23 protein-coding genes are annotated in these 26552 nt (G+C 56.9%); 14 read left to right on the top strand and 9 right to left on the bottom strand.

Annotated elements, in window-relative coordinates; genetic code table 11:
- From ENTCL_RS16830 to ENTCL_RS16805, 6 genes are all read right to left on the bottom strand, one after another.
- Nucleotides 1-327, bottom strand: coding sequence for a cytochrome o ubiquinol oxidase subunit IV (locus tag ENTCL_RS16830; RefSeq protein WP_013367348.1), 327 nt, complete (start codon nt 325-327; stop codon nt 1-3).
- On the bottom strand, nt 327-941 hold the full coding sequence (locus ENTCL_RS16825; RefSeq protein WP_013367347.1) for a cytochrome o ubiquinol oxidase subunit III: 615 nt from the start codon (nt 939-941) through the stop codon (nt 327-329). Before ENTCL_RS16825 ends, ENTCL_RS16830 begins: the two co-directional genes overlap by 1 nt.
- A complete protein-coding gene (gene cyoB / locus ENTCL_RS16820) occupies nt 931-2922 on the bottom strand; it encodes a cytochrome o ubiquinol oxidase subunit I (RefSeq protein ID WP_013367346.1) in 1992 nt (663 codons plus the stop codon). Before cyoB ends, ENTCL_RS16825 begins: the two co-directional genes overlap by 11 nt.
- 19 nt (nt 2923-2941) lie before the next feature.
- The gene (gene cyoA, locus ENTCL_RS16815) at nt 2942-3940 is read right to left on the bottom strand and encodes a cytochrome o ubiquinol oxidase subunit II (protein ID WP_013367345.1); all 999 of its coding nucleotides are present in this window, start codon (nt 3938-3940) and stop codon (nt 2942-2944) included.
- 597 nt (nt 3941-4537) lie between these two features.
- A complete protein-coding gene (gene ampG / locus ENTCL_RS16810) occupies nt 4538-6013 on the bottom strand; it encodes a muropeptide MFS transporter AmpG (RefSeq protein WP_044612166.1) in 1476 nt (491 codons plus the stop codon).
- A gap of 44 nt (nt 6014-6057) precedes the next feature.
- Complete coding sequence (locus ENTCL_RS16805) at nt 6058-6636, bottom strand: lipoprotein (protein ID WP_013367343.1); 579 nt, start codon at nt 6634-6636, stop codon at nt 6058-6060.
- Nucleotides 6637-6940: 304 nt separating this feature from the next.
- Here ENTCL_RS16805 and bolA point away from each other — a divergent pair, with 304 nt between their 5' ends.
- The 9 genes from bolA (at nt 6941) to ENTCL_RS16760 (ending at nt 17302) form a co-directional block, all read left to right on the top strand.
- Complete coding sequence (bolA, locus tag ENTCL_RS16800; protein ID WP_044611996.1) at nt 6941-7258, top strand: transcriptional regulator BolA; 318 nt, start codon at nt 6941-6943, stop codon at nt 7256-7258.
- 348 nt (nt 7259-7606) lie between these two features.
- A complete protein-coding gene (tig, locus tag ENTCL_RS16795) occupies nt 7607-8905 on the top strand; it encodes a trigger factor (RefSeq protein WP_013367341.1) in 1299 nt (432 codons plus the stop codon).
- 260 nt (nt 8906-9165) lie between these two features.
- The gene (gene clpP / locus ENTCL_RS16790; protein WP_013367340.1) at nt 9166-9789 is read left to right on the top strand and encodes an ATP-dependent Clp endopeptidase proteolytic subunit ClpP; all 624 of its coding nucleotides are present in this window, start codon (nt 9166-9168) and stop codon (nt 9787-9789) included.
- A 105-nt stretch (nt 9790-9894) separates the two neighbouring features.
- Nucleotides 9895-11169: an ATP-dependent protease ATP-binding subunit ClpX gene (gene clpX, locus ENTCL_RS16785; protein ID WP_013367339.1), complete on the top strand. Its 1275-nt coding sequence runs from the start codon at nt 9895-9897 to the stop codon at nt 11167-11169.
- Nucleotides 11170-11353: 184 nt separating this feature from the next.
- Nucleotides 11354-13708 (top strand): endopeptidase La, encoded by a 2355-nt coding sequence (gene lon / locus ENTCL_RS16780; RefSeq protein WP_013367338.1) that lies wholly within the window; start codon nt 11354-11356, stop codon nt 13706-13708.
- 210 nt (nt 13709-13918) lie between these two features.
- On the top strand, nt 13919-14191 hold the full coding sequence (gene hupB / locus ENTCL_RS16775) for a nucleoid-associated protein HU-beta (RefSeq protein ID WP_002444653.1): 273 nt from the start codon (nt 13919-13921) through the stop codon (nt 14189-14191).
- A 212-nt stretch (nt 14192-14403) separates the two neighbouring features.
- Nucleotides 14404-16278 (top strand): peptidylprolyl isomerase, encoded by a 1875-nt coding sequence (ppiD, locus tag ENTCL_RS16770; protein WP_013367337.1) that lies wholly within the window; start codon nt 14404-14406, stop codon nt 16276-16278.
- A 147-nt stretch (nt 16279-16425) separates the two neighbouring features.
- Nucleotides 16426-16797, top strand: coding sequence for a helix-hairpin-helix domain-containing protein (locus tag ENTCL_RS16765; RefSeq protein WP_013367336.1), 372 nt, complete (start codon nt 16426-16428; stop codon nt 16795-16797).
- Nucleotides 16798-16903: 106 nt separating this feature from the next.
- Nucleotides 16904-17302: a YbgC/FadM family acyl-CoA thioesterase gene (locus ENTCL_RS16760; protein ID WP_013367335.1), complete on the top strand. Its 399-nt coding sequence runs from the start codon at nt 16904-16906 to the stop codon at nt 17300-17302.
- A gap of 43 nt (nt 17303-17345) precedes the next feature.
- Here ENTCL_RS16760 and queC read toward each other — a convergent pair whose 3' ends face one another.
- Both queC and ENTCL_RS16750 read right to left on the bottom strand, forming a co-directional pair.
- Nucleotides 17346-18041 (bottom strand): 7-cyano-7-deazaguanine synthase QueC, encoded by a 696-nt coding sequence (queC, locus tag ENTCL_RS16755; protein ID WP_013367334.1) that lies wholly within the window; start codon nt 18039-18041, stop codon nt 17346-17348.
- 62 nt (nt 18042-18103) lie between these two features.
- Entirely contained in the window at nt 18104-19801 is a 1698-nt protein-coding gene (locus tag ENTCL_RS16750) for an SgrR family transcriptional regulator (protein ID WP_013367333.1), read from the bottom strand.
- Nucleotides 19802-19920: 119 nt separating this feature from the next.
- On the opposite strand from ENTCL_RS16750, the gene cof reads away from it, so the two are divergent.
- On the top strand, nt 19921-20739 hold the full coding sequence (gene cof, locus ENTCL_RS16745) for an HMP-PP phosphatase (RefSeq protein WP_013367332.1): 819 nt from the start codon (nt 19921-19923) through the stop codon (nt 20737-20739).
- 47 nt (nt 20740-20786) lie between these two features.
- Here the strand turns inward: cof and ENTCL_RS16740 are convergent, their stop codons facing one another.
- Complete coding sequence (locus ENTCL_RS16740) at nt 20787-21836, bottom strand: PLP-dependent cysteine synthase family protein (RefSeq protein ID WP_238981756.1); 1050 nt, start codon at nt 21834-21836, stop codon at nt 20787-20789.
- A 112-nt stretch (nt 21837-21948) separates the two neighbouring features.
- Here ENTCL_RS16740 and ENTCL_RS16735 point away from each other — a divergent pair, with 112 nt between their 5' ends.
- From ENTCL_RS16735 to glnK, 4 genes are all read left to right on the top strand, one after another.
- The gene (locus tag ENTCL_RS16735) at nt 21949-22407 is read left to right on the top strand and encodes an Lrp/AsnC family transcriptional regulator (protein ID WP_013367330.1); all 459 of its coding nucleotides are present in this window, start codon (nt 21949-21951) and stop codon (nt 22405-22407) included.
- Nucleotides 22408-22436: 29 nt separating this feature from the next.
- Nucleotides 22437-24212, top strand: coding sequence for a SmdA family multidrug ABC transporter permease/ATP-binding protein (locus ENTCL_RS16730; protein ID WP_013367329.1), 1776 nt, complete (start codon nt 22437-22439; stop codon nt 24210-24212).
- On the top strand, nt 24205-25983 hold the full coding sequence (locus ENTCL_RS16725; protein ID WP_013367328.1) for a SmdB family multidrug efflux ABC transporter permease/ATP-binding protein: 1779 nt from the start codon (nt 24205-24207) through the stop codon (nt 25981-25983). Before ENTCL_RS16730 ends, ENTCL_RS16725 begins: the two co-directional genes overlap by 8 nt.
- A 208-nt stretch (nt 25984-26191) precedes the next feature.
- Nucleotides 26192-26530, top strand: coding sequence for a P-II family nitrogen regulator (gene glnK / locus ENTCL_RS16720; RefSeq protein ID WP_006809867.1), 339 nt, complete (start codon nt 26192-26194; stop codon nt 26528-26530).
- The last annotated feature ends 22 nt before the right edge of the window (nt 26531-26552 follow it).

The raw sequence follows: 26552 nt of genomic DNA, 5'->3' as shown, positions 1-26552 counted from the left end.
TTATCGAACCATCATGTTGTAGTTAAGGTTCCACATGATCCAGATGGAACCGATGACCACAATTGCGATGATCAGTACAGTAAAGACGAAAGCCGTCAGGTTCCAGCCCTCGTCAGACTTGGTGTTCATGTGCAGGAAGCACACCAGATGCACCAGAATCTGTACTACTGCGCTCACCAGAACCGTGCCCAGCAGGGCAACGTGGGATGCAGAGCCGTTCATCACCATCCAGAACGGGATAAGCGTCAGGATGATCGACAGGATAAAGCCTGTCATGTAGGTTTTTACGCTGCCGTGGGAAGCGCCGTGATCGGTTGAATGACTCATTACATCGCCCCCATCAGATAAACTACAGAGAACACACAGATCCACACCACATCCAGGAAGTGCCAGAACAGGCTCAGGCACATGATGCGGGTACGGTTAGTGCTGGTCAGACCGCGACGCGCGATCTGGAACATCAGGACAGCCATCCAGATAAGACCCGAGGTGACGTGCAGACCGTGGGTGCCTACCAGCGCAAAGAACGCGGACAGGAAGCCGCTGCGATCCGGGCCCATACCTTCAACAATCAGGTGATGGAATTCATAGAGTTCCATCCCGATGAACCCTGCGCCGAACAGCCAGGTCAGGGCAAGCCAGGAGATAACCTGGCTCTTGTTGTTCTTATACATGGCGATAGCCGCCAGGCCATAAGTGATGGAGCTGAATAACAGTAGCGCGGTTTCCACCAGAACGAACGGCAGTTCAAAAATGTCCTTACCTGACGGGCCGCCCGCCGTGTTGTTGACCAACACGGCATAGGTGGCGAACAGAATAGAGAACAGAATGCAGTCGCTCATCAGGTAGATCCAGAAACCGAAAACTTTGGTCGATCCTGAATCATGGTGCCCATGTTCGTGCGCGTGGGCGTTCGCAGTTGTCAGAGTATCAGTTGCCATTTTTCAGCCCTGCCTTAGAAATCTCATCGAAATGCTGGTTTTCCAGTTTTTCGACTTCTGCAACCGGTACGTAGTAATCCACGTCCTCGTCAAAGCTCTTCACAATCCAGCTGATTACGATGCCGGCAAAGCCAACAATCGCCAACCACCAGATGTGCCAGATCATGGCAAAACCGAATACCGTCGCGAAGGCGGCAATCACGATGCCAGCGCCGCTGTTTTTCGGCATATGAATTTCTTCATAGTGCTTCGGCTGCTTGTACGCTTCGCCTTTCTCTTTCAGCTCCCAGAATGCATCGCGTTCATGAACGTGAGGCACGTGAGCAAAGTTATAGAACGGCGGCGGAGAAGAGGTTGCCCACTCCAGCGTACGGCCGCCCCACGGGTCGCCGGTCAGGTCGCGGTTCTGCTCGCGGTCGCGAATAGAGACGTAGTACTGAATCAGCTGGCACAGGATACCGCAGGCAATCAGCGCCGCGCCGCAGGCCGCAACCACCAGCATCGGATGGAACTGCGGGTCGATATTCTGGCTCAGACGACGGGTCATCCCCATGAAGCCCAGCACGTACAGCGGCATAAAGGCAACGAAGAAGCCGATGATCCAGAACCAGAACGCGCGTTTGCCCCATTTTTCGTTCAGGGTAAAGCCGAACGCTTTTGGCCACCAGTAGGTTACGCCTGCGAAGCAGCCGAAGACCACGCCGCCGATGATAACGTTATGGAAGTGCGCAATCAGGAACAGACTGTTGTGCAGCACAAAGTCAGCGCCCGGTACCGCCAGCAGTACGCCGGTCATCCCGCCCACAGAGAAGGTCACGATGAAGCCGATGGTCCACAGCATTGCGGAGTGGAACACGATACGGCCCTGGTACATGGTGAACAGCCAGTTGAAAATCTTCACCCCGGTCGGGATGGCGATAATCATGGTGGCGATACCGAAGAAGGCGTTAACGTTCGCGCCGGCGCCCATGGTGAAGAAGTGGTGCAGCCACACGATGAACGACAGTACGGTAATACACACGGTCGCCCACACCAGCGAGGTGTAGCCGAACAGGCGCTTACGCGAGAAGGTCGCCGCAACTTCAGAGAACACGCCGAATACCGGCAGCACCAGAATGTACACTTCCGGATGGCCCCAGGCCCAAATCAGGTTGATGTACATCATCATGTTGCCGCCCATTTCGTTCGTGAAGAAATGGGTACCGACATAGCGGTCAAGAGTCAGCAGCGCGATGGTGACGGTCAGAATCGGGAATGACGCAATAATCAGGACGTTGGCGCACAGCGATGCCCAGGTGAACACCGGCATCTTGAACATGGTCATGCCCGGCGCGCGCATCTTGAGGATGGTCACGAAGAAGTTGATACCGGTCAGCGTTGTACCGATACCGGAGAGCTGAAGCGCCCAAATCCAGTAATCAACCCCCACGCCTGGGCTGTACTCAATACCCGACAGCGGCGGGTAGGCCAGCCAGCCGGTCTGAGCGAATTCGCCCACGCCCAGCGACAGGTTGACCAGAATCACGCCGACGACGGTGAACCAGAAGCTCAGGTTGTTGAGGAACGGGAAGGCAACGTCGCGTGCGCCGATTTGCAGCGGAACCACAACGTTCATCAGACCGATAACCAGCGGCATCGCCACGAAGAAGATCATAATCACGCCGTGGGCGGTGAAGATCTGATCGTAGTGGTGCGGCGGCAGGAAGCCGGCTTCGCCCGCAGAGGCGAGAACCTGCTGGCTACGCATCATGATGGCGTCAGCAAAGCCACGAATCAGCATCACGATACCGACGATGCAGTACATGATGCCGAGTTTTTTGTGGTCGACCGAGGTCAACCACTCTTTCCACAGGTAGGTCCACTTACCGAAGTAAGTGATTAAGGCCAGTAACGCCGCCCCACCAATGACAATTGCAGCCACCGTAACCATGATAATGGGTTCATGGTAGGGCACTGAATCCAGTGTTAATTTTCCGAACATCGTTTTCTTCCTCGGCCCCTTAGTGAGCGGTTTCCGCGTGATTCATGTCCATGTCGGCCATGTCGCCATGGGAATCATGCGAAGACGCAGCCTGACCCATGTCCATGCCTTCCATACCGTCCTGTGACTGATGTTCACCGTTCGGCTGGCCCATGTTCATGTGCCCGTGACCCATGAATTTGTTGATAACATCAACAAACAGGTTTGGTTTCACGCTGGAGAAGTATTCCACCTTGTTGTCTTCGCTCGGCGCAGCCAGCTTGTCGTAGGCAGCCATGTCGCTCATGGTGTCTGGAGAAGCTTTTACTTTAGCGACCCACTGGTCGAAAGTAGCGCGGTCCGGCGTAGCAATGGCTTTGAACTTCATTCCAGAGAAGCCCTTGCCGCTGTAGCTGGCGGAGATACCGTCGTAGGTGCCGGTTTCGTTCGCAATCAGGTGCAGGTTAGTCTGCATGCCTGCCATTGCGTAGATCTGGCTGCCCAGGCGCGGGATAAAGAACGAGTTCATCACGGAATTGGAGGTGACTTTGAACTGAACCGGAACGTTCGCCGGGAAGGCGATTTCGTTAACGGTAGCAATGCCCTGCTCCGGATAGATGAAGAACCATTTCCAGTCCATGGAAACCACTTCGATAGTGATCGGTTTTTCGTCATGCGCCAGCGGTTTGCTTGGCTCAAGCGCGTGCGTGGTTTTCCAGGTCAGAACGGCAAGGAACAAGATGATAAGGATAGGTATCGTCCAGACCACAGCTTCCACTTTATTGGAGTGTGACCAGTTAGGGCTATACTTCGCATCTTTATTACTCGCACGGAACTTCCAGGCGAAACCAACTGCCATCAAGATGGCGGGAATAACGACAATCAACATCAGGCCAAATGCCGTCAGTATCAGCGAGCGTTGCTCCAGTCCAATCTGTCCTTTGGGGTCAAGTAGCGCAGAATCACAGCCACTGAGTAAAACAGTGCCGGCGATTAATGACAACCATCCCAAACTTTTATTGTATTTCCTGAGTCTCATGTAACGACCTCAATTCCACGGGATCTGGTGGCGTTTAAAGTGTGGGGGCATTTTACGGGAAGGTTACATTACTGTAAACATGATTGGAGTAGTGTCAGCTTCGTGTTACTGGGTTCTGCCGGGCGTGTCACAGATGTTGCCAATTGTGCCTAAAATCCAGGCAGATAGCGCATTGCGGCGGTGTTATAACAAAACAGAGAAGAAAAAAATTAACCAAATGGCAATTGGTATAACCAATACCAAAAACACACAATTAGTTAACAATTCGTTATCAATATAACGACATTGGGAAAACGAAATATTAAATCAAACCACGCTGAATCGGTTAATGAAATAAGGCAAAAGTTTAAAGGTGCCAAAAATTTCCAAAATTTAAAAACGCACAAAATAACAAGAGAGAAAAAGGGAACCGCTATTGACCGTTATAATTACTTCAGGTGATTACAACGGCCAATAAGCATTTATACTTGTCATACTTCAAGTTGCAGGTGCGTTGGCTGCGTTTGCTCACCCCAGTCACATAGCTCTCTATGCTCCTGGGGATTCGCGAACTTGCCGCCTTCCTGCAGCTCGAATTATTTAGAGTATATTTATGGATCACGCCGGACGGGTTCTTCGCAGCGCCAGCGCGTCAAGAACGCACCCCAGCAGAATGCCGCCCACGGCAATCAGGACGCCGGTTTCCAGCAGACCCGGCAGGAATGAAAATGCGGTGTAGTCCAGCGCATTCATGGTCAACAGCAGCAGCCACACCGCCAGTACCAGACAGCCCAGCATTAATATATAGAGCGCGGTCTGATAGCCGCCTTTATATTCCGTACGCGGTACGAAACGCTCGTGCTGCCAGGTATCCTCCAGCGTTTGTCGGCACAGCAGCAGCAGCGCGATTCCCGGTATCGCGGCGATCACCGAGAAAAGATAAAAGGTGGGCCAGCCGTGCGCTTCAACAAACCAGCCGGCGATAGGGCCGACATACACCCGTCCGACGGCGGACAGCGCCGACAGCAGCGCAAACTGGGTGGCCGAAAATGACTTGTTGCACAGCGTCATCAGCAGGGCGACGAATGCCGATGTGCCCATACCGCCGCACAGGTTTTCAAAGAACACGGCGGCGCCCATGCTGATCAGGTGTTTATCGGTTATCGACAGCAGCCAGTACCCGGCATTCGACGCGCCCTGCAGGATGCCGAAAATCAGCAGCGCGCGAAACAGCGACAGGCGCTGCATCAGCACGCCGCCGTAGAGCGCGCCGACGATTGTGGCGAACAGGCCGAGCGTTTTATTCACCACGCCGACTTCGCCCGCGTCAAAACCGACGCCGCGAATCAGGAAGGTGGTGGTCAGGCTCATGGCGAAGGCGTCGCCTAGCTTATAAAGGACAATCAGCAGCAGGATAAGCCAGGCGTTGTTGCGCCCGAAAAAGTCGCGCAGCGGTTCGGCGACGGCTTGCTCCAGCGTCTTCGGCGCCGGGATAACATCGCTGGGCTCCGGCGCCAGCAGCGTGGCGATAATACAGGGAACCAGCAGCGCGGCCATCAGCCAGTACATTGTCTGCCAGCCCAGCCATTGGTCCGCCAGCCACAGCGCCAGACCGCCGGAGACCAGCATCGCCAGGCGATAGCCCAGCACGCTTATCGCCGCGCCCGCGCCGCGCTCTTCCGCCGGCAGGATATCCGTTTTCCACGCGTCAAAGACGATGTCCTGCGAGGCGGAGCAAAACGCAATCACCACCGCCAGGGCGGCCATCCAGCGCAGCTGGCTCGACGGCTCCAGGAACCCCATCGCGGCAATGGCGAACAGCAGCAGCACCTGGGTGGTTAACAGCCAGCCGCGCCTGCGCCCGAGAAACGGCGGGGTATAGCGGTCCATGACCGGCGACCAGAGAAATTTAAAAACGTAGGCCTGGCCGACTAACGAGAAGAAACCAATGGTTTTGAGATCGACGTTTTCGACCGTCATCCACGCCTGCAGCGTGCCGGAGGTGAGCGCCAGCGGCAGACCGGAGGCGAAACCGAGGATCAGCAGAATCGCCGATCGGGGCTGTTGGAAAATACGTAAATAATGACTGGACATGAGCCTGAGCGGCTGACCCGGCATGGCGCCGGGTCAGCGACGAATTAACGCGCGTTTTGCTTGATGAAATCGTGAATGCTGGTGTCCTGCGCCATATCGGCGATGGTGTCAGTCAGCACGCTGTTAACCGCATCCGCAATATTTTTGTTGGTGGCCTGGAACGCGCCTTCCACGTTGTAGCTTGCGCGGTAGTTTTTGGTCATCTTATTGCCGTTCTTCGCGGTAGCGATGATGGCGATATCCGCTTTGGTCGCAATGTTGTAACGCACGTTACCCTGGGATACATCGGCATAAAGCTGGTTTACGATGATCTGCAGATCAACGGCGCCGCTTGGCCCAACCATATAGCCGCGCGCGGTCATCTGTTTTTCCAGCACTTCCTGCAGCAGGAAGCGCAGGTCGCGGGAGGCGGTCAGCGTCACCAGCTGGTTATCGCGGGTGACTTTAGCCAGCGCCTGGTCCGGACGCTGATCGGCGCCGTTAATGCTCACCGTCACGCCCATCAGGCTCGGGTCCTGCTGCGGCAGGGTGATTTTCGGCGAGACTTCAATGGTCGTTGGCGGCGTGGCGCAACCTGCCAGCATAAACAGCGCGACCAACGGGAAGAGGATTTTTTTTAACATGTTTAGGTTCTCAACGGACTGTTGTTCATCGGGCGAAAAAATTCTCGCCATCATAGCATCGCCAACGGCGAGGGGAAGGGGCAACGCAGCTAATTTCGCCGTACTGTGCGTTTTCTGAGCCAGCCAGCGATTTAAGATTGATTTTTACGATGAATCTGATGAAAGAGTTCGACATCTTCATACGTTTGACTGAAAAAGGCGGGTGAAAGCTAAATTTTTGTTGTGTTTCTGTAATGGAGTCGGTAAAAGCGGCTAACATTTAAAGGGATGGGCGGCATCTCAGCGTTGTCGGAGGAGTCATTTCATGATGATACGTGAGCAAATCGAAGATAAATTAAGGGCAGCGTTTACTCCCGTGTTCCTTGAGGTGGTGGACGAAAGCTATCGCCATAATGTTCCGGCTGGCTCTGAAAGCCATTTCAAAGTGGTGCTGGTGAGCGATCGTTTCACCGGGGAGCGTTTCCTTAATCGTCACCGGATGATTTACAGTACCTTAACGGCTGAACTCTCAACCACCGTGCACGCTCTGGCGTTGCATACCTACACCATTAAGGAGTGGGCGAACCTGCAGGATACCGTCTTTGCGTCGCCACCGTGCCGTGGTGCGGGGACGATTGCGTAAAATTCGCATTTGCAACTGCCGGAGCTTTTCCAGTATGTTGCGTACAGAATTAATGAGAAACGGCCTGCGGGCCGTTTTGTTTTGTCTGAAAAATCGGCGTAAATGTGATTTTTTAGATGAAAAATAGCCAGGAAATGTGAAAAAAGCCGCAGTCTGGCGCGACAACCGTTCTCGACTCACCCTGGTGATGCCGCTATAATGCGGCGTCTTAATTTTAGGAACGTCTTCGGGATGATTCTGGCGACAGGGAATGTGATTCTGAATAATAGAGAACATCCCGGTTCTGCGAAGCGCGCGATACACGCTTTCAGAGTTGACCGAGCACTGTGATTTTTTTGAGGTAATAAGATGCAAGTTTCAGTTGAAACCACTCAGGGCCTTGGCCGCCGTGTAACGATTACTATCGCTGCTGACAGCATCGAGACCGCTGTAAAAAGCGAGCTGGTCAACGTAGCGAAAAAAGTTCGCATTGACGGTTTCCGTAAGGGCAAAGTACCGATGAACGTCGTTGCTCAGCGTTATGGCGCTTCTGTACGCCAGGACGTGCTGGGCGACCTGATGAGCCGCAACTTCGTTGACGCGATCATCAAAGAAAAAATCAATCCGGCTGGCGCGCCGAACTACGTGCCGGGCGAATACAAACTGGGCGAAGACTTCACCTACGCGGTTGAGTTTGAAGTGTACCCGGAAGTTGCGCTGAAAGACCTGAACACCATCGAAGTTGAAAAACCGGTTGTTGAAGTGACCGAAGCCGACGTTGACGGCATGCTGGACACCCTGCGTAAGCAGCAGGCGACCTGGAAAGACAAAGATGGCGCTGTAGACGCAGAAGACCGCGTTACCGTTGACTTCACCGGTTCTGTTGACGGCGAAGAGTTCGAAGGCGGCAAAGCCACCGATTTCGTTCTGGCGATGGGCCAGGGCCGCATGATCCCGGGCTTTGAAGACGGCATCAAAGGTCGCAAAGCGGGCGAAGAGTTCACCATCGACGTGACCTTCCCGGAAGAGTACCACGCTGAAAACCTGAAAGGTAAAGCGGCGAAATTCGTCATTAACCTGAAGAAAGTTGAAGAGCGTGAGCTGCCGGAGCTGACCGCAGAGTTCATCAAACGTTTCGGCGTTGAAGATGGCTCAGTAGACGGCCTGCGCGCTGAAGTGCGTAAAAACATGGAGCGCGAGCTGAAAGGCGCGGTGCGTAACCGCATCAAGTCTCAGGCGATTGAAGGTCTGGTGAAAGCGAACGACATCGACGTTCCGGCTGCGCTGATCGACGGCGAAATCGACGTTCTGCGCCGTCAGGCTGCACAGCGTTTCGGCGGTAACGAGAAGCAGGCTCTGGAACTGCCGCGCGAGCTGTTCGAAGAGCAGGCTAAACGCCGCGTTGTCGTGGGTCTGCTGCTGGGCGAAGTGATTCGTTCCAACGAGCTGAAAGCTGACGAAGCGCGCGTACAGGGCCTGATCGAAGAGATGGCTTCTGCTTACGAAGATCCGTCAGAAGTTGTCGAGTTCTACAGCAAAAACAAAGAGCTGATGGACAACATGCGCAACGTAGCGCTGGAAGAGCAGGCTGTTGAAGCCGTTCTGAACCAGGCTAAAGTGTCTGAAAAAGCCACTACCTTCAACGAACTGATGAACCAGCCGGCGTAATTAACGTCTCTCTGGTACAAAGTTTGAACGAAAAACCCGTTGCCTTCCGGCGACGGGTTTTTTTATTGCAGCGATAGATGCACATACGTGCTAAAAACGGCGTTTCGGTGTTAGCGTAACAGCAAAAGATTGTTATGCTTGAAATAGAGCGTTGTAAACCCCATTAGTGGGTAAGTAGTGTGAAAGAAACTGGCTGATAATCCGTCCGCAAGGTTACAATCAGCACAGCAGGTATTTTCAATTTTATCCAGGAGACGGACATGTCATACAGTGGCGAACGAGATAACTTTGCACCCCATATGGCCCTGGTGCCGATGGTCATTGAACAGACCTCACGCGGCGAACGTTCATTTGATATTTATTCCCGCCTGCTGAAGGAGCGCGTGATCTTTCTGACCGGCCAGGTGGAAGACCACATGGCAAACCTGATTGTGGCGCAGATGCTGTTCCTGGAAGCGGAAAACCCGGAAAAAGATATCTACCTGTACATTAACTCTCCTGGCGGGGTGATCACCGCAGGGATGTCAATTTATGACACCATGCAGTTCATCAAGCCGGATGTCAGCACCATCTGTATGGGACAGGCGGCCTCTATGGGCGCTTTCCTGCTGACCGCAGGGGCGAAGGGCAAGCGTTTCTGCCTGCCGAATTCCCGGGTCATGATTCACCAGCCGCTCGGCGGCTATCAGGGCCAGGCGACGGATATCGAGATCCACGCCCGGGAAATCCTGAAGGTTAAAGCGCGCATGAATGAACTTATGGCGCAACACACGGGTCAATCCCTTGCGCAGATCGAAAGCGACACCGAGCGTGACCGCTTCCTCTCTGCCCCGGAAGCTGTTGAGTACGGCCTGGTCGACTCTATTTTGACCCATCGTAAATAATGCCAGATGCCGGTGTGCCGCTATACTGTAGAGGGCGGCATACCGTTGATATTGGCATTTGCGTCGTCATGTGCGGCACAAAGAACATAAAAGAGGTTTGGACTGATGACAGATAAACGCAAAGATGGTTCAGGCAAACTGTTGTACTGCTCTTTCTGCGGCAAAAGCCAGCATGAAGTGCGGAAACTGATCGCCGGGCCGTCCGTGTATATCTGCGACGAATGCGTTGATTTATGTAACGACATCATTCGCGAAGAGATTAAAGAAGTTGCGCCGCACCGCGAGCGCAGCGCGCTGCCAACGCCGCATGAAATTCGCCATCACCTCGATGACTACGTCATCGGTCAGGAAAAAGCGAAAAAAGTGCTGGCCGTGGCGGTATACAACCACTACAAGCGCCTGCGCAATGGCGATACCAGCAACGGCGTAGAGCTGGGTAAAAGCAACATTCTGCTGATTGGCCCGACGGGCTCCGGTAAAACCCTGCTGGCGGAAACGCTCGCTCGCCTGCTGGACGTTCCGTTCACCATGGCGGATGCGACGACCCTGACCGAGGCGGGATACGTCGGCGAAGACGTGGAAAATATCATTCAGAAGCTGCTGCAGAAGTGCGATTACGACGTGCAGAAAGCGCAGCGCGGCATTGTCTACATCGATGAAATCGACAAGATTTCCCGTAAGTCTGACAACCCGTCGATCACTCGCGACGTGTCCGGCGAAGGCGTACAGCAGGCGCTGCTGAAGCTTATCGAAGGCACGATCGCCGCAGTTCCGCCGCAGGGCGGGCGTAAGCATCCGCAGCAGGAGTTCCTGCAGGTGGATACGTCGAAGATCCTGTTCATCTGCGGCGGCGCGTTTGCCGGGCTGGATAAAGTGATCGCCAATCGTGTGGAAACCGGATCCGGTATCGGTTTTGGCGCGACGGTGAAAGCGAAATCTGAAAAAGCCAACGAAGGCGAACTGCTGGCGCAGGCGGAGCCGGAAGACCTGATCAAGTTCGGTCTGATCCCTGAGTTCATCGGCCGTCTGCCGGTTGTGGCAACCCTTAACGAGCTCAGCGAAGACGCGCTGATCCAGATCCTTAAAGAGCCGAAAAATGCCCTGACCAAGCAATATCAGGCGTTGTTCAATCTTGAAGGTGTGGATTTAGAGTTCCGCGACGAAGCGTTAGACGCCATTGCCAGAAAAGCCATGGCGCGTAAAACCGGCGCCCGCGGCCTGCGTTCTATCGTGGAAGCGGCGCTGCTCGACACCATGTACGATCTGCCGTCCATGGAAGATGTCGAGAAAGTGGTGATTGATGAGTCCGTCATTGCCGGGCAATCCAAGCCGCTGCTGATTTACGGCAAGTCCGAGACCCAGCAGGCATCTGGCGAATAATTAACCAGTTGACTCAGTCAGTTAAGCAAAGGGGGGATATTTTATCCCCCCTTTTGTTTTTCCTGTAAACCGGGCGTTGAATGTGTGGGAATCATCCCCATATACTGGATCACATGTTAACGGTCGCGTGAAGCACAGTTGCGCAACCGACTACCTGGCGGACACTAAACTAAGAGAGAGCTCTATGAATCCTGAGCGTTCTGAACGCATTGAAATCCCCGTATTGCCGTTGCGCGATGTGGTGGTTTATCCGCACATGGTCATTCCCTTGTTTGTAGGGCGGGAAAAATCTATCCGTTGTCTGGAAGCGGCCATGGATCATGATAAAAAAATCATGCTGGCTGCTCAAAAAGATGCGTCAACGGATGAGCCGGGTGTAAACGATCTTTTCACCGTCGGGACCGTGGCCTCTATTTTGCAGATGCTGAAGCTGCCTGACGGTACCGTAAAGGTGCTGGTTGAAGGCCTGCAGCGCGCGCGTATTACCACGCTGTCAGACAATGGCGATCACTTCTCGGCGAAAGCGGAGTATCTGGACTCGCCGTCTATCGACGAGCGCGAGCAGGAAGTGCTGGTTCGTACGGCGATAAGCCAGTTTGAAGGCTACATCAAGCTCAACAAGAAAATCCCACCGGAAGTGCTGACGTCGCTGAACAGCATCGACGATCCGGCGCGCCTGGCGGATACCATTGCGGCGCATATGCCGCTGAAGCTGGCGGACAAACAGTCCGTGCTTGAGATGTCCGACGTGAACGAGCGTCTGGAATATCTGATGGCGATGATGGAATCGGAAATCGATCTGCTGCAGGTTGAGAAGCGTATTCGCAACCGCGTGAAAAAGCAGATGGAGAAATCCCAGCGCGAGTACTATCTGAATGAGCAAATGAAAGCCATCCAGAAAGAGCTGGGCGAAATGGACGACGCGCCGGACGAAAACGAAGCGCTGAAGCGTAGAATCGACGCGGCGAAGATGCCGAAAGAGGCAAAAGAGAAGGCCGAGTCCGAGCTGCAGAAGCTGAAAATGATGTCGCCGATGTCTGCGGAAGCGACCGTGGTGCGCGGCTATATCGAGTGGATGGTGCAGGTTCCGTGGAACACCCGCAGCAAGGTCAAAAAAGATCTGCGTCAGGCCCAGGAAATCCTCGATACCGATCACTACGGCCTTGAGCGAGTCAAAGACCGCATCCTTGAGTATCTCGCGGTGCAGAGCCGTGTGAACAAAATTAAGGGCCCGATTCTGTGCCTGGTGGGGCCGCCGGGGGTGGGTAAAACCTCGCTGGGGCAGTCCATCGCCAAAGCCACCGGACGTAAATACATCCGCATGGCGCTGGGCGGCGTCCGTGACGAGGCGGAAATCCGCGGTCACCGTCGCACCTACATCGGCTCGATGCCGGGGAAACTTATCCAGAAAATGGCGAAAGTGGGCGTTAAAAACCCACTGTTCCTGCTCGATGAGATCGACAAAATGTCGTCCGACATGCGCGGCGATCCGGCATCTGCGCTGCTTGAGGTGCTGGATCCAGAGCAGAACGTGGCGTTCAGCGATCACTATCTGGAAGTGGATTACGATCTCAGCGACGTGATGTTTGTGGCGACCTCGAACTCCATGAACATTCCGGCGCCGCTGCTGGACCGTATGGAGGTGATTCGTCTGTCCGGTTATACCGAAGACGAAAAGCTGAACATTGCTAAACAGCACCTGCTGCCGAAGCAGATTGAGCGTAACGCGCTGAAAAAAGGCGAGCTGACGGTCGAAGACAGCGCCATTATCGGCATCATTCGCTACTACACCCGCGAAGCGGGCGTGCGTAGCCTTGAGCGTGAAATCTCCAAGCTGTGCCGTAAGGCGGTGAAGCAGCTGCTGCTGGATAAATCGCTCAAGCACATTGAGATTAACGGCGATAACCTGCACGACTTCCTCGGCGTACAGCGCTTCGACTATGGCCGCGCTGACAGCGAAAACCGCGTAGGCCAGGTGACCGGTCTGGCGTGGACTGAAGTCGGCGGCGACCTGCTGACGATCGAAACCGCCTGCGTGCCGGGTAAAGGCAAGCTGACCTACACCGGTTCCCTGGGCGAAGTAATGCAGGAGTCTATCCAGGCGGCGCTGACCGTGGTGCGCGCGCGCGCTGAGAAGCTGGGCATCAACCCGGACTTCTATGAAAAACGCGACATTCACGTGCACGTACCGGAAGGGGCGACGCCGAAGGATGGCCCAAGCGCGGGGACCGCAATGTGTACAGCGCTGGTTTCCTGCCTGACGGGCAACCCGGTTCGCGCCGATGTGGCGATGACCGGTGAAATCACTCTGCGCGGACAGGTGCTGCCGATCGGTGGTCTGAAGGAAAAACTGCTGGCGGCACACCGCGGCGGCATTAAGACTGTTCTGATTCCTGATGAAAATAAACGCGACCTGGAAGAGATTCCGGATAACGTTATCGCCGATCTGGATATTCATCCGGTGAAGCGAATCGAGGAAGTTCTGGCGCTTGCGCTGCAGAATGAGCCCTTTGGCATGCAGGTTGTGACCACAAAATAGTGACCTCGCGCAAATAGCGCTAATAAAATCGAGGCTGGTGAGTGAAATCCTACTTGCCAGCCTTTTTTTGTATAGCTAATTTAGATTGCTGGATGGGTCTGTCATCAACAACGGGTGTTGTAAGGGCATGACACTCCTGATATAACTGCTGCGCGGTCGCACCGTGAAGGATTCAGGTGCGATATAAATTATAAAGAGAGGAAGAGAACAGTGAATAAATCTCAACTGATTGACAAAATTGCTGCAGGTGCGGACATTTCTAAAGCTGCAGCTGGACGTGCGTTAGATGCTTTGATTGCTTCCGTTACCGAGTCTCTGCAGGCCGGGGATGACGTTGCACTGGTAGGTTTTGGTACTTTTGCTGTTAAAGAGCGTGCTGCCCGTACTGGTCGCAATCCGCAAACAGGTAAAGAGATCACCATTGCTGCCGCTAAAGTGCCGGGTTTCCGTGCAGGTAAAGCTCTGAAAGACGCGGTAAACTGATCGCTTTCCCGTTAAGGGAACGTGACAAAGTACAAGGGCGCATCAACTGATGTGCCTTTTTTGTTTGTCCAGCCTTACTTTCTGCGACTTTAGGCGAGTTGCGGGCTGACAATGACCCCGTTTTCTTGTCAAAATACGCCCTCACGTGCAGCGGCCTCTCATGCTATGCTGTGCGAGGTATACAGTCACCTACAGCGGAGCGTTATTACACCATGATGGACTCCTTACGTACGGCAGCCAATAGCGTCGTGCTCAAGATTATTTTCGGTATCATTATCGTGTCGTTCATTTTGACCGGCGTGAGCAGCTACCTGATTGGCGGTAACAATACATACGCCGCGAAAGTGAATAGCCAGGAGATTGGTCGTTCGCAGTTTGAAAATGCGGTTGCCAGCGAGCGTAACCGTATGCAGCAGCAGCTTGGCGATCGGTTTTCGGAGCTTGCCGCTAACGAAAACTACATGAAAACGCTGCGCCAGCAGGTGCTGAACCGTCTCATCGACGAAGCGCTGCTCGACCAGTACGCGAAGCACCTCGGTCTCGCCATCAGCGACCAGCAGGTGAAGCAGGCGATTTTCCAGACCCAGGCATTCCAGTCTAACGGCAAATTTGATAACGATCGTTTTAACGGCATCGTTAGCCAGATGGGGATGACGGCCGATCAGTACGCCCAGGCGCTGCGCAACCAGCTGGAAACCCAGCAGCTGATCAACGCCATCGTCGGCACTGATTTCATGCTGCCGGGTGAAACCGAGCAGCTGGCGACGCTGGTTTCTCAGCAGCGCATCGTACGCGAAGCGACAATCAACGTTGACGCGCTGGCGGCGAAGCAGCAGGTCAGCGACCAGGAAATCAGCAGCTACTACGAGCAGCACAAAAATGAATTCGTGTCGCCGGAGCAGTTCCGCGTGAGCTACATCAAACTCGATGCCGCCGCGATGCAGGAAACCGCCTCCGACAGCGATATCCAGTCTTACTACGATCAGCATCAGGAACAGTTCACCCAGCCGGAACGCGTACGCTACAGCGTGATTCAGACCAAAACGGAAGCTGACGCGAAAGCGGTACTGGACGCGCTGAGCAAAGGCGCTGATTTCGCCGCGCTGGCAAAAGAAAAATCCGCCGACATCATCTCCGCGAAAAACGGCGGCGATATGGGCTGGCTGGAAGCCTCCACGACGCCGGATGAGCTGAAAAATGCGGGCCTGAAAGAGAAAGGCCAGCTGTCCGGCGTGATTACCTCTTCCGTCGGATTCCTGGTTGCCCGTCTTGACGACGTCCAGCCGGCGAAAGAGAAGCCGTTGGCCGAGGTCCGTGACGATATCGCCGCGAAAGTGAAGCAGGAAAAAGCGCTGGACGCTTACTACGCCCTGCAGCAGAAAGTGAGCGATGCCGCCAGCAATGATAACGAATCTCTGGCGGGCGCTGAGCAGGTTGCCGGGATGAAGGCGGTAGAAACCGGCTGGTTCGGCCGTGATAGCCTGCCTTCTGAGCTGAACTTCAAGCCGGTGGCTGACGCTATCTTCAACGGCGGTCTGGTGGGCGAAAACGGCGCGCCTGGCAGTAACTCCGATATCATCACCGTCGATGGCGACCGCGCGTTTGTGCTGCGCATCAGCGAACACAAAGCCGAGGCCGTCAAGCCGCTGGCGGACGTGAAGGCGCAGGTGACCGACATTGTTAAGCACACCAAAGCGGAACAGCAGGCAAAACTGGATGCTGATAAGCTGCTGGCTGAGCTGAACGCCGGTAAGGGCGATGAGGCGATGAAAGCCGCTGGCCTGAGCTTTGGCCCGGCCACCACCCTGAGCCGCACCGGCCAGGACCCGCTGAGCCAGACGGCGTTCTCCCTGCCGCTGCCGCAGAAAGATAAGCCGGTTTACGGCGTTGGCAGCGATATGCAGGGCAACGTGGTGCTGGTCTCGCTGGACGGCGTGAAAGACGGCACCATGCCGGAAGCGCAGAAGAAGGCTATGGTCGCGGGCATCACGCAGAACAACGCGCAGATTGCCTTCGAAGCCATGATGTCGAACCTGCGTAAAGACGCGAAAATCAAGCTGGGCGATATCGTCACTCAGCAGCAGTAATTTCGCGCACGCTCGCAGAATGTCGTAATCGACTGCAACAGACAAAGGCCGCTTTCGCGGCCTTTTCCATTTTTAGCTTTTGCCTTTTGTACGGGTTTCTCGCGCCGGGTATCGTGGCCTCGCTGTCAACAAACAAGGAGAAACAGCATGAAACCTGGAATCAATGCCCTTATTTTCGCTACCGTTTTCCTTTGCGCCGGGGTTAGCCATACCGCGTTTGCCGCTCCGGCGGAGGCCAAAGCGCAGGTCGGCCAGAAGGCACCGCAGACGCCGCCAGCGGCGGCAAAAACCACCGCGCCGGCAGACGCGCCGACGGGGGAGGCGAGCAAGGTCAGCATCAACAGCGCCAGCGCGGAGGAGCTTGCTCACGCCATGAACGGCGTCGGGCTGAAAAAAGCGCAGGCGATCGTCAGCTACCGGGAAGAGTACGGTCCGTTTAAAACGCTGGACGACCTGCGGCAGGTCCCGGGGTTAGGCAGCGCGCTGGTGGAGCGAAATCTTGCACATCTGATGCTCTGACGCCGTTTTGAGTTTGCACAGTTGCAAAAATTTGCCAGACTAGGGAGGTCGTACCAGTGGTGCGGCCTCTGATCCTATAACAACAAATCAATAAGGCGAGTGCGCTATGCAGACACAAATCAAAGTTCGTGGCTATCACCTGGATGTTTATCAGCACGTAAACAATGCCCGCTATCTCGAGTTTCTCGAAGAGGCCCGCTGGGACGGGCTGGAGAATCATGCCGGTTTTCAATGGATGACGGCGAACCACATCGCCTTTGTCGTGGTGAACATCAACATTAACTATCGTCGCCCGGCGGTGCTGGGCGACGTACTTACCGTCAGCAGCAAAGTACAGCAGTTGAACGGCAAAAGCGGCGTATTGAGCCAGGTGGTGACGCTTGAGCCCGACGGCGATGTGGTGGCGGATGCGCTGATTACCTTCGTGTGTATCGATCTGAAAACGCAAAAAGCGCTGCCGCTGGAAGGGGAACTGCGGACCCATCTGGAACAGATGGTGGCATAAGGACAGCGGTCCCCGGCGGATGGTGGCCCGGGGACCCGCGCGTTTACTTCAGCCCGGTTTTGGCTTTCATCGCCGCCATTACCGCAGGCTTATCGGCAAAGTAGTGGCTGAGACCATTGCTGCGCAGATTGCAGGCGGCGCATTGTCCGCAGCCATCGCCTTTTACCCCGTTGTAACAGGTCAGCGTTTCGTTACGCACCAGATCCAGCTTGCCCCAGTAGTCCGCCAGCGCCCAGGTCTGGGCTTTATCCAGCCACATCAGAGGCGTTTCGAAGCGGATATCTTTCGCCATACCGAGGTTTACCGCGTGATTCAGCGCTTTCACGAACTCGTCGCGGCAGTCCGGGTAGCCGGAAAAGTCGGTTTCGCAGACCCCGGTAATGACCGCTTCAGCTTTGACCTGATACGCATAGATAGCGGTCAGGGTGAGGAACAGAATATTGCGTCCCGGCACGAAGGTGTTCGGAATTCCGTCGGCATCCGGTTCGTAGTCCGGCACCGGGATGCTGTCGCGTGTCAGGCTGCTGACGGCCAGTTCGTTGAGCAGCGTTACGTCCAGCACCTTATGGGCACGGGCGCCGAGTTGCAGGGCGAGCGTGCGGGCGACGTCGATTTCCGCGCGGTGGCGCTGCCCGTAGTCAAACGTCACGCAGTGTACTTCATCGTACTGCTGCAGGGCCTGCACCAGGCAGGTGGTGGAGTCTTGTCCTCCGCTAAAAACCACAACGGCGCGTTTCATGGTAAATCCTGTTTATTATTCGAAAGCGTTATGGTAGCGCCTTCGCTTACCGCCGACCAGCTTCACGACGACGCCGGTAGCCACGCCTCGGCGAAATCGAACCATCCCCGGGCATTCAGGCGAATGCCGTTGACGCCCGGCGGCGCGCTGATTTGATACTGGTAGTTGAACAGCGGCGTCAGCGTCGCCGTGCGCATCAGTTGCTCAAAGACATTCTGCAGGGCGGCGTTGCGCGAGGGCGCATCCTGCTGGCGCTGCACGGCATCCAGCGTGGTCTGCAGATGGGCGTATTGCGCGTGGCTGAGCAGGTGCGGCCACAGCGGGTCGCAGCGCAGCCATTGCTCAAGGGTAAACTCCGGCGCTTCGCCAATCAGGCGGTCGCCCATCATTAGGTCTGCGCTGGCAAGCTGCGGGCAGCCGTCCCAGATTTTCGCGTCGTGAAATATCACCGTCAGCTCGCAGCCGTGGGCCGCCAGCGCCAGCCTGAGCTGTTCGGCCATCGTATGCAGTTCGACGGGCAGGTGATACAGCAGCGTCAGGGCAGGGGGAAACGCGATGTCGTCGCAGGGGGGCGTTTCCGGTATGCGCCATCCCGGCAGCAGCTCCTGGGTTGGGGTAATCAGGTTTTCATCCAGCGGCAGCGTCTGCAGCAGCGAGGTGTGGTGGATAAGCGAGATCAGCTTCTGCGCCTGGGCGGCGTTCAGCCGCTCGCTCTTACGCAGGGTGAGATAGCAAAATCCCAGGCTGATGCTGTTGCTGACCAGCTGAAGCTTGCGCAGTTCGTCCGGTTCGCCGATGGCTATCTGTACCGGATGGCGACAGCTGGTGCCGAGATTTTGCTCAAAAAGCTGCGGCGTTATCCAGTACTCAATCGCCTGCAGCAGCGGGTGACCCAGATGGTAGCGGTGATGGCTCTCAAGGCGCACCAGTTCCGGCTCAAAGAGCTTGAGGCGAAACGGCCCGGTGCCGCAGGAGGGGTATTCCGGGTGCGCCAGCACGCTGCAGTAGCTTGCCAGCCGGTGCGCCAGCCAGAAATCCGGGTGGTGCAGCGTGAAGGTCAGACACTGCGCGTGGGTTATGTCAATCTGCTTGACGCTGGCAAACAGCTTTTGCAGCGTCGGTTGGGCAAGCAGCATTGTCAGACGTTGGCGCAGCTGCCCGGTGGTGACCGGGTCGCCGTTATGCCAGTGCAGGGTGGAGCGAATATAAAAATGCCAGCGCAGCCCGCCGTCGGAAACCTCCCAGTGGTGCGCCAGGTCGCCGACCGGTTCGACGGTCTGCGGGTCGAATCGCGTCAGGCCGGAGAAAATCTGCCCGACGAGATGCTGTTCGGCGCGGCCGGGCAGAAAACCCGGGCGCAGAGGCTCAAGAGGGCGGTAATAGGGAATGCGCAGCGTTGGCGTGTTGTTTTGCCACTGCCCGCCGAGAAACGGGTGCAGCAGCGCCCGCAGCTCCACGGGGGCGAGCTGGGCGAGCTCGAGCGCGTTCTGCTGCTGGCCGTGCTGCAGGGCCTGCTCCATCATCTCATTGCGCAGCGATTCCGGGCTGATCAGAAAGCTCAGGGTGCCGCGCTTGCCGCGCCCGGACTGCGCCTGCCAGCGCAGCCAGCCCGCCTCCTCGGCCTGGCGCAGCAGGGTGCGCACATGGCGCTCGCTGCAAAAGCAGCGGGCGGCGAGCTCGGCGATGGTCGCCTGCTGCGGCGCGCCGGAGGAGGGCTGCCACAGGCGCTGGAACTGATTAAGACGGTTGAGCTGACGCATAGGCGACGATCCTGAATGCTAAAACCCGGAACAATAAATATCATCTATTCACTATTCCTTCCGTATATCTCAGGCAATAATTTTGCGCAAGCATGAGCTATCACACTCTGGGGAAGATAATGGCAAGACTGGCTGCATTTGATATGGACGGCACGCTGTTGATGCCTGACCATCGCTTTGGCGCGCAAACGCTGTCGACGCTCAAGCGGCTTCACGAGCGTGATATCACGCTGACGTTCGCGACCGGGCGGCACGTGCTGGAGATGCGGCATATCATCGGCAATTTTTCCCTTGATGCCTTCCTGATAACCGGCAACGGCACCCGCATTCATTCTCTGGAAGGCGAGGTTTTGCACCGCCGCGATCTGGCGCCGGAAGTGGCGGACCTGGTATTGCACAGCCGTTGGGATACGCAGGCCAGTATGCACGTGTTTAACGATTCTGGTTGGATGACCGGCCAGGAGATCCCGGAAATGCTGCATGCCCATGTGTACAGCGGTTTTCGTTATCAGCTGCGCGATCTGAAGCGGCTGCCTGCCCATGACGTCACCAAAATCTGCTTCTGCGGCGATCATGACGATCTTTGCCGCCTGCGCATTCAGCTAAACGAGGTGCTGGGCGAGCGCGCTCACCTGTGCTTCTCCGCGGTAGATTGCCTGGAAATATTGCCAAACGGCTGCAACAAAGGCGCTGCGCTGTCGGTGTTGAGCGAACATCTCGGCGTGGGTATGGCGGAGTGTATCGCCTTCGGCGACGCCATGAACGATCGTGAAATGCTGGGGCTGGTCGGGCAGGGCGTCATTATGGGGAACGCCATGCCGCAGCTGAAGGCCGCGCTGCCCCATTTACCGGTTATCGGACACTGCCGGAACCAGGCGGTATCCCACTTTTTGAACCATTTGCTGGACACACCGAATCTACCTTATTCCCCCGAATAATGAGACCCTTCCAGCAGGCCGGGGAAGCTCTCTTCCCCGGCCTTTTTTTATTTCGTCAGCGCTGCGAGCTGCGCGGTCCACGGCGTTAAATCGCCAATACTGGCGGCAACCCACTGCGGGTTGTAATAGGTCTCAAGGTAGCGTTCGCCGCTGTCGCACAGCAGGGTGACTATCGAACCGCTGCGCCCTTCGTCGCGCATCCGCGCCGCCAGCTGCAGGGCGCCCCACATATTGGTGCCGGTGGAGGCGCCAACCTTACGGCCAAGCTGGCCCTCCAGCCACTGCGCGGTGGCGACGCTTGCGGCGTCTGGTACGCGCAGCATCTCGTCCACGACGTCGGGAATGAAAGAGGGCTCGACGCGCGGGCGGCCAATGCCTTCAATTTTGCTGCCGACCGGGCTTCGCAGGTTCGCATCGCGCTGCTGCCAGTAGTCGAGAAACACCGAGTTCTGCGGGTCCACCACCATCAGCTGGGTGTCATAGCCCTGACAGCGGATATAGCGGCCGATCGTCGCCGAGGTGCCGCCGGTACCAGCGCTCATCACCACCCAGGCCGGAACCGGGTTTGGCTCGTGGGCCATCTGACGGAAGATGCTGTCGGCGATATTGTTGTTGCCGCGCCAGTCGGTGGCGCGCTCGGCGTAGGTGAACTGGTCCATATAGTGACCGTTGAGCTCACGGGCTAGCATTTCCGAGGCGGCGTAGATCTCGCAGGCGCTTTCCACAAAATGGCAGCGTCCGCCGTAGAATTCGATCTGCTCGATTTTGCGCTTCGCCGTACATGACGGCATTACCGCAATAAACGGCAGGCCAAGCAGGCGGGCGAAGTAGGCCTCAGAGACGGCGGTGGAGCCCGAGGAGGATTCGATAATCGTCGTCCCTTCGTTGATCCAGCCGTTGCACAGGCCGTACAGGAACAATGAGCGCGCCAGTCGGTGCTTCAGGCTGCCGGTCGGATGCGTGCTCTCATCCTTAAGATAGAGCTGCACGCCCGGAAACGCCGGCAGCGCGAGGCGGATAAGGTGCGTGTCGGCCGAACGCTGGTAGTCGGCGTTAATTTCACTGATGGCATGTTTAACCCAGGCGCTGTTCATCATTAATTCCTGTTTGTCATTTTGTGCCCAGCATAGCGGAAAGCACAGAAAAAATTGTTGCTATTTAGCCTTTGAAATACAATTAACAGAGAAAAAATTTCTCTGCGAGTGGCTTATGATAGATAAAATTGACCGCAGGCTGCTGGCGCTCCTGCAGGAGGACTGCACCCTCTCTTTGCAGGCGTTGGCCGATGCCGTTAATCTGACCACCACCCCCTGCTGGAAGCGGCTGAAACGCCTCGAGGATGAGGGCATTCTCCTCGGGCGGGTCGCGCTGCTGGATGCGGAAAAACTCGGGCTGGGGCTGACGGCGTTTGTGCTGATCAAAACCCAGCACCACAGCAGCGACTGGTACTGCCGCTTTGTCACGGAGGTGACGCAGATGCCTGAAGTGCTCGGCTTCTGGCGAATGGCGGGGGAGTATGACTACCTGCTGCGCGTTCAGGTCGCGGACATGAAGCGCTATGACGACTTTTATAAACGCCTGGTGAACAGCGTGCCCGGCTTGACCGATGTGACCTCAAGCTTTGCCATGGAACAGATTAAATACACTACTGCCTTACCGGTTGAATAATCTCTTATTAAGACTTTGGATCTCTTCGCGTGCGACTTTTTGCTCAATTAAGCTGGTATTTCCGCCGGGAATGGCGCCGCTATCTCGGCGCGGTGTGCCTGCTGATTATTATTGCCATTCTGCAGCTTATTCCGCCGAAGGTGGTGGGATATGTGGTGGATGGCGTCATCCGACAGCATTACACCGCTTCGCAGGTGTTGATGTGGGTGGCGACGCTTCTGCTGATTGCCGTGGTGGTTTACCTGCTGCGGTACGTCTGGCGCGTGCTGCTGTTTGGCGCCTCCTACCAGCTGGCGGTGGAGCTGCGGGAAGATTTCTACCGCCAGCTGAGCCGCCAGCATCCGGAGTTTTACCTGCGTCACCGTACCGGCGATTTAATGGCGCGGGCGACCAACGACGTTGACCGCGTGGTATTCGCCGCCGGCGAGGGCGTGCTGACGCTGGTGGACTCGCTGGTGATGGGCTGCGCGGTGCTTATCGTCATGTCCACGCAGATAAGCTGGCAGCTCACGCTGCTGGCGCTGGTGCCAATGCCGATTATGGCGCTGGTGATTAAGCGCTATGGCGATATGCTCCACGACCGCTTCAAGCTGGCGCAGGCCGCGTTTTCAGGGCTGAACGATCGGACTCAGGAGAGCCTCACCAGCATTCGCATGATCAAAGCGTTTGGTCTTGAAGACCGCCAGTCGGCGCAGTTTGCGGCGGAGGCGGCCGATACCGGCGCGAAAAATATGCGTGTGGCGCGCATTGATGCGCGCTTTGACCCGACTATCTATATCGCCATCGGGATGGCCAACCTGCTGGCAATAGCTGGCGGCAGCTGGATGGTGGTGCACGGCAGCATGACCCTCGGACAGCTGACCAGCTTTATGATGTACCTCGGGCTGATGATTTGGCCGATGCTGGCGCTGGCGTGGATGTTTAACATCGTTGAGCGCGGCAGCGCCGCCTACAGCCGTATCCGCGCGATGCTGGCGGAAGCGCCGGTGGTGAATGACGGCAGCGTTCCGGCGCCGTCAGGGCGCGGCGCGCTGAATGTCGCCATTCGCGAATTCCGCTACCCGCAAACGGATAAAGCGACGCTGTGCAACGTCAATATCACACTGCAGCCCGGCCAGATGCTGGGGATCTGCGGCCCGACCGGCGCCGGTAAAACCACCGTCCTGTCGCTTATCCAGCGGCATTTTGACGTTGAGCAGGGGGAGATTCGCTTCCACGATATCCCGCTCACGCAGCTGCAGCTCGACAGCTGGCGCAGCCGGCTGGCGGTGGTCAATCAGACGCCGTTTCTGTTCTCCGACACGGTGGCCAGCAATATTGCGCTGGGTAAGCCGGGCGCCACCCGGCAGGAGATTGAACATGTCGCCCGGCTTGCCAGCGTGCACGACGATATTCTGCGTCTGCCGCAGGGGTATGAAACCGAAGTGGGCGAGCGCGGCGTGATGCTCTCCGGCGGGCAGAAACAGCGTATTTCGATCGCCCGCGCGCTGCTGCTGGATGCCGAGATCCTCATTCTTGATGACGCGCTGTCGGCGGTCGATGGCCGTACCGAACATCAGATCCTGCATAACCTGCGCCAGTGGGGCGAGGGCCGGACGGTGATTATCAGCGCCCACCGCCTCTCGGCGCTGACCGAGGCCAGCGAAATCGTGGTCATGCAGCACGGGCATATCGCCCAGCGCGGGCAGCACGAGCAGCTGGTGGCGCAGGCGGGCTGGTATCGCGATATGTATCGCTATCAGCAGCTGGAGGCGGCGCTCAACGACGTGCCGCAGGCGCAGGATGAGGAGGCGGCGGATGCGTAATTTTGGCCAGCTCTGGCCTACCCTTAAACGCCTTCTGGCCTACGGTTCGCCGTGGCGAAAACCCATGGCGATTGGCGTTGTTCTCCTGTGGGTCGCGGCGGCGGCCGAGGTGAGCGGACCGCTGCTGATAAGCTATTTTATCGACAACATGGTGGCGAAAGGCGACCTGCCCTGGAGGATCGTCGCGGGGCTGGCGGCGGCCTATGTGTGCCTCCAGCTGCTGGCGGCATCGCTGCATTATGCGCAGTCGCTGCTGTTTAACCGCGCGGCGGTCGGCGTGGTGCAGCAGCTACGCACCGACGTGATGGACGCCGCGCTGCGCCAGCCGCTCAGCGAGTTTGACGTGCAGCCGGTCGGACAGCTTATCTCTCGCGTCACCAACGACACGGAGGTGATTCGCGATCTCTACGTCACCGTGGTGGCGACGGTGCTGCGCAGCGCGGCGCTGATTGGCGCGATGCTGGTGGCAATGTTCAGCCTCGACTGGCGCATGGCGCTGGTGGCGATCGCCATTTTCCCGGCGGTGCTGGTGGTGATGGTGATTTATCAGCGCTACAGCACGCCTATCGTGCGCCGGGTGCGCGGCTATCTGGCGGATATCAATGACGGCTTTAACGAAGTCATCAACGGCATGAGCGTGATTCAGCAGTTCCGTCAGCAGGCGCGCTTCGGCGAGCGGGTGGGGGAGTCCAGCCGTTCGCACTATATGGCGCGGATGCAGACGCTGCGCCTGGACGGGTTCCTGCTGCGTCCGCTGTTGAGCCTGTTTTCGTCGATGGTGCTGTGCGGCCTGCTGATGATGTTCGGCCTGACGTCGACCGGCACGATTGAGGTCGGGGTGCTGTACGCGTTTATCAGCTACCTCGGGCGCCTTAACGAACCTCTGATTGAACTGACCACCCAGCAGTCGATGCTGCAGCAGGCGGTGGTTGCCGGCGAGCGCGTGTTCGAGCTGATGGACAAACCGCGGCAGACCTACGGCCAGGACGCGGTACCGCTGCAAAGCGGCGCCATTGCGTTTGATAACGTCTCGTTCGCCTATCGCGACGACCGTCTGGTCCTGCAGGACATCAATCTGACGGTGCCGTCGCGCAGCTTTATCGCGCTGGTCGGGCACACCGGCAGCGGCAAAAGTACGCTCGCCAGCCTGCTGATGGGATACTACCCGCTGACCCGCGGCGAGATCCGCCTTGACGGTCGGCCGCTGCCGTCGCTGAGCCACAGCGCGCTGCGTCAGAGTGTCGCCATGGTGCAGCAGGACCCGGTGGTGATGGCGGACACGCTCTTTGCCAACGTCGCGCTGGGGCGCGATATCAGCGAAGCGCAGGTCTGGCAGGCGCTGGAAACGGTGCAGCTGGCGGAAATGGCGCGCGGCCTGAGCGACGGCATCTACACCCGCCTTGGCGAGCAGGGCAATAATCTTTCTGTCGGGCAGAAACAGCTGCTGGCGCTGGCGAGAGTGCTGGTGGATACGCCGCAGATCCTGATCCTCGATGAGGCGACGGCCAATATCGACTCCGGTACCGAGCGCGCTATCCAGCAGGCGCTGGCGACGGTGCGTCAGCACACCACGCTGGTGGTGATCGCCCACCGCCTGTCGACCATCGTTGAGGCGGACACCATCATGGTGCTGCATCGCGGACAGGCGGTTGAGCGCGGGACCCATCAGCAGCTGCTGGAAGCGAAAGGCCGCTACTGGCAAATGTATCAGCTGCAGCTGGCGGGCGAAGAGCTGGCCGCCAGCATGGAAGAAGAGTCGCTTATCGCCTGATGCACCATCCGCAGGCGCTCTGCTAACACGCACCTGTTCTGGTGCAAAACCTCAACGCACCCTGCACCGGCATGGTGCGTTTTTTTATCCCCCTCCCGCCAGGGCACGTCAGCCCGCGCCAGGACAGCCGTTTTTATTTCTGGCACGCCGATTGCTTTATCTCAGCCGTGAGCGACGGCCATTACCGAATTCTGACTGGAGGGGATCTATGAAGCTGGTTACCGTGGTAATCAAACCATTCAAACTTGAAGACGTTCGCGAAGCGCTGTCTTCAATGGGCATTCAGGGGCTGACCGTGACTGAGGTGAAAGGGTTTGGCCGCCAGAAGGGCCATGCCGAGCTTTACCGCGGCGCGGAGTACAGCGTCAACTTCCTGCCGAAGGTCAAAATCGATGTCGCCATCGCGGACGACCAGCTCGATGAGGTCATCGATGTGGTCAGCAAGGCGGCCTACACCGGCAAAATTGGCGACGGCAAAATTTTCGTCGCCGAGCTGCAGCGCGTGATTCGTATTCGCACCGGCGAATCCGACGAAGCGGCGCTTTAAACACCTGACACACAGTGATAGG

Origin of the sequence: [Enterobacter] lignolyticus SCF1 (assembly GCF_000164865.1) — a bacterium.
Taxonomy (GTDB): domain Bacteria; phylum Pseudomonadota; class Gammaproteobacteria; order Enterobacterales; family Enterobacteriaceae; genus Enterobacter_B; species Enterobacter_B lignolyticus.
The sequence above is the reverse complement of the archived record's forward strand: the minus strand, read 5'-3'. Positions and strand labels throughout refer to the sequence as shown.

What these genes read in the sequence shown, in the direction of transcription:
- cyoB (WP_013367346.1), bottom strand. Translation starts at nt 2,922, where the DNA reads ATGTTCGGAAAATTAACACTGGATTCAGTGCCCTACCATGAACCCATT.
- ENTCL_RS16760 (WP_013367335.1), top strand. Translation starts at nt 16,904, where the DNA reads ATGCAGACACAAATCAAAGTTCGTGGCTATCACCTGGATGTTTATCAG.
- lon (WP_013367338.1), top strand. Translation starts at nt 11,354, where the DNA reads ATGAATCCTGAGCGTTCTGAACGCATTGAAATCCCCGTATTGCCGTTG.
- queC (WP_013367334.1), bottom strand. Translation starts at nt 18,041, where the DNA reads ATGAAACGCGCCGTTGTGGTTTTTAGCGGAGGACAAGACTCCACCACC.
- ENTCL_RS16740 (WP_238981756.1), bottom strand. Translation starts at nt 21,836, where the DNA reads ATGATGAACAGCGCCTGGGTTAAACATGCCATCAGTGAAATTAACGCC.
- ENTCL_RS16750 (WP_013367333.1), bottom strand. Translation starts at nt 19,801, where the DNA reads ATGCGTCAGCTCAACCGTCTTAATCAGTTCCAGCGCCTGTGGCAGCCC.
- clpX (WP_013367339.1), top strand. Translation starts at nt 9,895, where the DNA reads ATGACAGATAAACGCAAAGATGGTTCAGGCAAACTGTTGTACTGCTCT.
- ENTCL_RS16735 (WP_013367330.1), top strand. Translation starts at nt 21,949, where the DNA reads ATGATAGATAAAATTGACCGCAGGCTGCTGGCGCTCCTGCAGGAGGAC.
- ENTCL_RS16765 (WP_013367336.1), top strand. Translation starts at nt 16,426, where the DNA reads ATGAAACCTGGAATCAATGCCCTTATTTTCGCTACCGTTTTCCTTTGC.
- ENTCL_RS16825 (WP_013367347.1), bottom strand. Translation starts at nt 941, where the DNA reads ATGGCAACTGATACTCTGACAACTGCGAACGCCCACGCGCACGAACAT.
- tig (WP_013367341.1), top strand. Translation starts at nt 7,607, where the DNA reads ATGCAAGTTTCAGTTGAAACCACTCAGGGCCTTGGCCGCCGTGTAACG.
- cyoA (WP_013367345.1), bottom strand. Translation starts at nt 3,940, where the DNA reads ATGAGACTCAGGAAATACAATAAAAGTTTGGGATGGTTGTCATTAATC.
- ENTCL_RS16830 (WP_013367348.1), bottom strand. Translation starts at nt 327, where the DNA reads ATGAGTCATTCAACCGATCACGGCGCTTCCCACGGCAGCGTAAAAACC.
- ENTCL_RS16725 (WP_013367328.1), top strand. Translation starts at nt 24,205, where the DNA reads ATGCGTAATTTTGGCCAGCTCTGGCCTACCCTTAAACGCCTTCTGGCC.
- ampG (WP_044612166.1), bottom strand. Translation starts at nt 6,013, where the DNA reads ATGTCCAGTCATTATTTACGTATTTTCCAACAGCCCCGATCGGCGATT.
- cof (WP_013367332.1), top strand. Translation starts at nt 19,921, where the DNA reads ATGGCAAGACTGGCTGCATTTGATATGGACGGCACGCTGTTGATGCCT.
- bolA (WP_044611996.1), top strand. Translation starts at nt 6,941, where the DNA reads ATGATGATACGTGAGCAAATCGAAGATAAATTAAGGGCAGCGTTTACT.
- ppiD (WP_013367337.1), top strand. Translation starts at nt 14,404, where the DNA reads ATGATGGACTCCTTACGTACGGCAGCCAATAGCGTCGTGCTCAAGATT.
- clpP (WP_013367340.1), top strand. Translation starts at nt 9,166, where the DNA reads ATGTCATACAGTGGCGAACGAGATAACTTTGCACCCCATATGGCCCTG.
- ENTCL_RS16805 (WP_013367343.1), bottom strand. Translation starts at nt 6,636, where the DNA reads ATGTTAAAAAAAATCCTCTTCCCGTTGGTCGCGCTGTTTATGCTGGCA.
- glnK (WP_006809867.1), top strand. Translation starts at nt 26,192, where the DNA reads ATGAAGCTGGTTACCGTGGTAATCAAACCATTCAAACTTGAAGACGTT.